The organism is Symplocastrum torsivum, assembly GCF_059505465.1.
Genome location: NZ_JCACKQ010000114.1, coordinates 1 through 4,326, shown reverse-complemented (window position 1 = coordinate 4,326; position 4,326 = coordinate 1). Strand labels below are relative to the sequence as shown.

Here is a 4,326-nt window from a genome sequence, read left to right as displayed (position 1 = left end):
CCCTAGTTGTCACCTCACTCTAGACTGGTGGGTTATTTCTGCCGCGCTGCACTAGTACTACCACGAGATTTCAAAAAGATTACGCCTGATTTTCCATTAGTGCTTTTGGCAGGAGGGGGGTTGTCCTCCTAACAGGTGTAGGTTTTTTACAATCAGGAGGAGTTAAAGCCATAGAAATCATCAACAGGAGTAGGGGGAAAGGAACTCCAACGATGAAGATGAATAGGGAGATGGTTGAGTAAATCAGCCGTCAGGGTCAGCAATCCCAAGAGAAAACAAGAAATATGGCGCTGAGGATTCAAACAAACAGGGAGAGAAAACACTCGGTGTGTTGAGGGAAGTTGTTCGAGACTGGGAACAGAGAATTGATGTTCTGCCTCATCACCAAGCCTGACCATCCACAGGGTAGAAACAGCAATAGCTAACCAGATACGTTCGGCACGTTGTGGGTCAAATAAACGTGTATTGTGCCATTGCCAACCGTCAGATTTGATGTCACGGTAAACGCATTCGGTGGAAGGACGTAACCCGTACCAAAGAGCAGAAGCTATCGTTGGTTCTAAGTCAGTGAGGATTAACCAGGGGTCTTTGTAACCACTATCCCAACGGGCAAGTAACGTACATGGGAGTGGATGAGTTTTAAAACAAATAATCTCACCCGACCAAGATTGCCCAGGAGCAGAAACTACATCCACCAATGACTGCCATTTCTGACGGGGTGGGAGTCGATAAGTGCCTTGATGGTTGATGCGTAGAAATGGATGCCAATGTGCATCGACAATCAGTTGATATAGCCAGTCAGCATAGAGTCCTCGGTCAGCCATGACTAGCACTTGAAAGCCGTTGCCAATTACATCTGTCACAGCCTTGATTAACTTTTGCCAATGTGGTTTCCAACTTCCTGGCTGATTAGCTTTGACCACGCACCAGGCAATCGGAATTCCACTACCTGCAAGTAAAATATTCAGCGATAAGACTACGAACTTATTGCCAATCGTAGTTGCGTCTAGTGCTAAGGCGATTTGTTGTGTGTTTCTCGGCAATAAACTCAACACCCACTTCAATAATGGCGCAAAACAACGGCTGACATCCAGAGTGTGGCGATGAATCCCTTTTTTGGCTTCCGACTCCTGATACCATTCCCTTAACCTTTGACGTACCGTGTTGGCTTTTTCTCCATTCGCTCTAGCGATGAATTGCGATACTTTTGTCAAGCTACTTGATTTGGTCATGACCATACCAAAACTCCAGGTCGCCAGCCCTACCACTTGCGGTATCGACAACTGTGGCATCTTCTTTGATACTATGCGTGTCCACTGTTTGAGGTACTCATTTCTCGGCATTTGAGCCTCACAGACTTACTCGTTTTCTACTTTTATTTTCTGAGTGTGAGCCTGATTACTCACACCTTTGTAAAAAACCTACACCTGTCAGGAGTCCGGAAGCCCCCGCAGAACGCTGAGTTCAGCTTGAAACTCTTCTTGAAGGCGTTGAATACCTCCTGCAAGATGGCTAGCCTGTTGTTCTGACAGGTCTTGGATTAGCGATCGCTCTACATTTTCTATGTTTAATTTTGCAGATTGAGATAGTTTCTTCATGTTTTTTTATCCTCCTGCGCGATCAATAATTTGCAAATCATGCTTTATTGATAATGAGGTTTGCTCGTCTCCAAAGATTATTAAAGCATTAAAGAAAACGCCCATAACTGAAGCAGATTTTTAGGTTTGCTTACACTCATTGTATTTTCTCCTATTTACACCAAGCCACAAATAGTTTTACTTTTGTAGCTTGGTGTAAATAGGTCATCTAGAGTGTAAAAGTTCCATATCCTGTCTCACAGACTACCCCCCAGCCGCGAACCCATCGACACTTACCACCACCAGATATTTGAGAACTATCTTTGTCTGCAATTTCTGTCCACAGCGATTTTTGTTTGTCCTTCTGAAGCTGATTAGATTGCACTTGACTCATTTCAATTTCTCCTTCATGAGGTTTACATTGCAAGTGGAGATGGCGTTGGCTTGTAAAATCGCATTTTCATCCTTTTTAAGGGTTAGAGGACTGAGCGTCTTATAGGTCTGCCTAACCCATCAACTGGAGAAGTCTCACCTATGCTGATTCTGCCGCCGCTTATTTGTGCAGATGCATTCTCTCCAAGGTCTGTCCACAGAGTTTGGTTGGATGTATTCTTCAACGGCTTGGCTGTTGCTCTTTTCATTTTGATGGCTCCTTGTTACATCTCCTATTTGGATAATCGGTGTATTCCTAGCTCCGATTTTGAGCCATGTGACTGAAAAAAATCTTGCACGTTCATGCCATCGTTGCACGTTCTTGCTATGAGTTAACGAATTTTTAGTGAATCGGATTGAAGTAAAGGCGCACCAGGCATTACAGCAGGGAGAGGCGATTGCTTACCTAGACGACTCTCGCCTCTAGACTCAGAAGCGACAACTATATAGTAGTATCCAACAAACCCAACAGCAATTGGAGCGAGTCAAGGCTCAAATCCAAGCGGTGCAAATTCAAACGATCGCTGAGGTGCAGGCAAGTAAACGAGCGCGCAGCAGCTACAGGTGAGATGAAGCTGAACCAACGACAATATCAATAGCGACAAGTTAGATTTCCTGATGGTGTACTCAAATCGTTACAATTAGTAACAAATCCCTAGCTCCTTGTCGAGGAGATTTTATAACAACGCTTCCGACGTGAATTAATTTGCCTTTCCTCCTATGCCCTCGTCAAACACCCAATCCCACAAATCCGTTAAAGTCGCTCCTGTGCCTGAAAAGCCATCCTGGCAAATCAAATTGCTGTACGACGGTGAATGCCCCTTGTGTGTGCGAGAAGTCAACTTCTTGAGAAAACGTGATGCGGGTCGAGGAAAAGTGACGTTTGTAGATATTGCCGACGATGACTATACTCCCTCTTCACATGGAGGCATAGACTTTGAGACGGCAATGGGGCGAATTCATGCTCTACTCCCCAACGGCACTGTCATCAAAAATGTGGAAGTCTTTCGTCGAGTCTACGAAATTCTGGGAATGGGGTGGATCTATGCTGCCACCAAGCTACCTGTGATTGGTTGGATTGTGGATGCCTTATACGAAATCTGGGCTGACTGGCGACTCGCTCTCACGGGACGACCGGACTTAACGAGTATTGTTGCCAACCGCCAGAAGCGGATTGAGTGCAAGACACTACAGCGTTGCCGATTGACCGACGATGATAATTGACTTCTTTATTCGTCGATTTGAATTGCCTTAGCCATAGTGATTTGGTTGCTGAAATGATGGCTTATAGTGAGGTAACTTTTCACGTCACATCCTGAGTTAGGCGGCACGACCAAACGGTGCAATGAGCCAGTCTCTCAGCGACAGAAAGACAAAATACACAACTCATTACTTCTTTGAAAGTGGCGATCGCTTAAATCGCCATGAATTTGAGCGTCGTTACAACGCGATGTTTCTCTAAAGAAGGCTGAACTGATTGAGGGAGTTGTCTACGTGCCTGCTGCCAGGGGTTTTAAACATCATAGCCAAACTCACGTAATTTGCTCACGCCGTTTCCAACCAATCGAAGATTCGGTCTAACTGCTTTAACGTGATCAATCCGTATTGCCAAAGAATCATCGGCAACAGATTTGGGGTATCGGTATGATGGCGCACGGCTAGGTCGATCGAGGCGGAGGGAATCGCCAACTCATCCTGCAAAAAACCAATTAACAATAGGAGGCGTGTAGATTTCATTGGGTTATTTAATAGTTAGGGTCTTTATATCTGCTGACCCCAATGTTAAGTACTATGGATCCTCTCATAATATTGGTGAAAATTGGTCTTTCTTTAGAAATATTTTCTATCTTTTCTGGATACAAAACAGGTATACCCTATTTTAAGACGTAGCACTGTCAATAGTTTAAGAGTAGATAAGCCCTAGTGTTTAGTTTTGTAAAATTTCTCATCTAGTGATTTGGTAATCCCCTAGACGTTAGGAGCGCCACAGTTGAAGGAAATATTTCCCTAAATACATCTCTCTTTGGTAGTATATTAGAAGTATGTATACAGAATTTCTATAAACCCCCCCGCCAGCGCGATGTGCTTGCGGGGATTATTTAGTCAAGTTGGACACCTAAGCAACTAACCTCATAGTGCTGAGTGGAGATTGCAGCGTTAAAACTGATGTGAAACATATGACTTCCTCCAACCTGTAACGTGAACTGCCCAAATTCCCACAAGCGTTGCTAATGAAGGTGCTGCCACTGAACTATTGATTAACGGGACTTAAACAAAAATGAAGAGTTAATAGAAGTATAATACTTGCTTAGTAGAC

Annotated in this window: 6 protein-coding genes; 1 reads left to right on the top strand and 5 read right to left on the bottom strand. The window is 44.2% G+C overall.

Translation table 11 applies throughout. From position 1 onward, the window contains the following. Positions 1-152 precede the first annotated feature (152 nt). The 4 genes from AC5JL3_RS27555 to AC5JL3_RS27540 form a co-directional block, all read right to left on the bottom strand. Positions 153-1,232, bottom strand: a complete 1,080-nt coding sequence (locus AC5JL3_RS27555; RefSeq protein ID WP_496077500.1) for a transposase — start codon at positions 1,230-1,232, stop codon at positions 153-155. 198 nt (positions 1,233-1,430) lie between these two features. Continuing rightward, positions 1,431-1,598 (bottom strand): hypothetical protein, encoded by a 168-nt coding sequence (locus AC5JL3_RS27550; RefSeq protein WP_496077499.1) that lies wholly within the window; start codon positions 1,596-1,598, stop codon positions 1,431-1,433. A gap of 208 nt (positions 1,599-1,806) precedes the next feature. Next, positions 1,807-1,971, bottom strand: coding sequence for a hypothetical protein (locus AC5JL3_RS27545; RefSeq protein WP_496077498.1), 165 nt, complete (start codon positions 1,969-1,971; stop codon positions 1,807-1,809). An 82-nt stretch (positions 1,972-2,053) separates the two neighbouring features. After that, on the bottom strand, positions 2,054-2,218 hold the full coding sequence (locus tag AC5JL3_RS27540; protein WP_192219254.1) for a hypothetical protein: 165 nt from the start codon (positions 2,216-2,218) through the stop codon (positions 2,054-2,056). Between the two features lie 511 nt (positions 2,219-2,729). On the opposite strand from AC5JL3_RS27540, the gene AC5JL3_RS27535 reads away from it, so the two are divergent. Further along, positions 2,730-3,233: a thiol-disulfide oxidoreductase DCC family protein gene (locus tag AC5JL3_RS27535; protein ID WP_496077497.1), complete on the top strand. Its 504-nt coding sequence runs from the start codon at positions 2,730-2,732 to the stop codon at positions 3,231-3,233. 321 nt (positions 3,234-3,554) lie between these two features. Here AC5JL3_RS27535 and AC5JL3_RS27530 read toward each other — a convergent pair whose 3' ends face one another. Next, entirely contained in the window at positions 3,555-3,746 is a 192-nt protein-coding gene (locus AC5JL3_RS27530; protein WP_496077496.1) for a DUF2949 domain-containing protein, read from the bottom strand. Positions 3,747-4,326 lie beyond the last annotated feature (580 nt).

What these genes read in the sequence shown, in the direction of transcription:
- AC5JL3_RS27555 (WP_496077500.1), bottom strand. Translation starts at nt 1,232, where the DNA reads ATGACCAAATCAAGTAGCTTGACAAAAGTATCGCAATTCATCGCTAGA.
- AC5JL3_RS27550 (WP_496077499.1), bottom strand. Translation starts at nt 1,598, where the DNA reads ATGAAGAAACTATCTCAATCTGCAAAATTAAACATAGAAAATGTAGAG.
- AC5JL3_RS27545 (WP_496077498.1), bottom strand. Translation starts at nt 1,971, where the DNA reads ATGAGTCAAGTGCAATCTAATCAGCTTCAGAAGGACAAACAAAAATCG.
- AC5JL3_RS27540 (WP_192219254.1), bottom strand. Translation starts at nt 2,218, where the DNA reads ATGAAAAGAGCAACAGCCAAGCCGTTGAAGAATACATCCAACCAAACT.
- AC5JL3_RS27535 (WP_496077497.1), top strand. Translation starts at nt 2,730, where the DNA reads ATGCCCTCGTCAAACACCCAATCCCACAAATCCGTTAAAGTCGCTCCT.
- AC5JL3_RS27530 (WP_496077496.1), bottom strand. Translation starts at nt 3,746, where the DNA reads ATGAAATCTACACGCCTCCTATTGTTAATTGGTTTTTTGCAGGATGAG.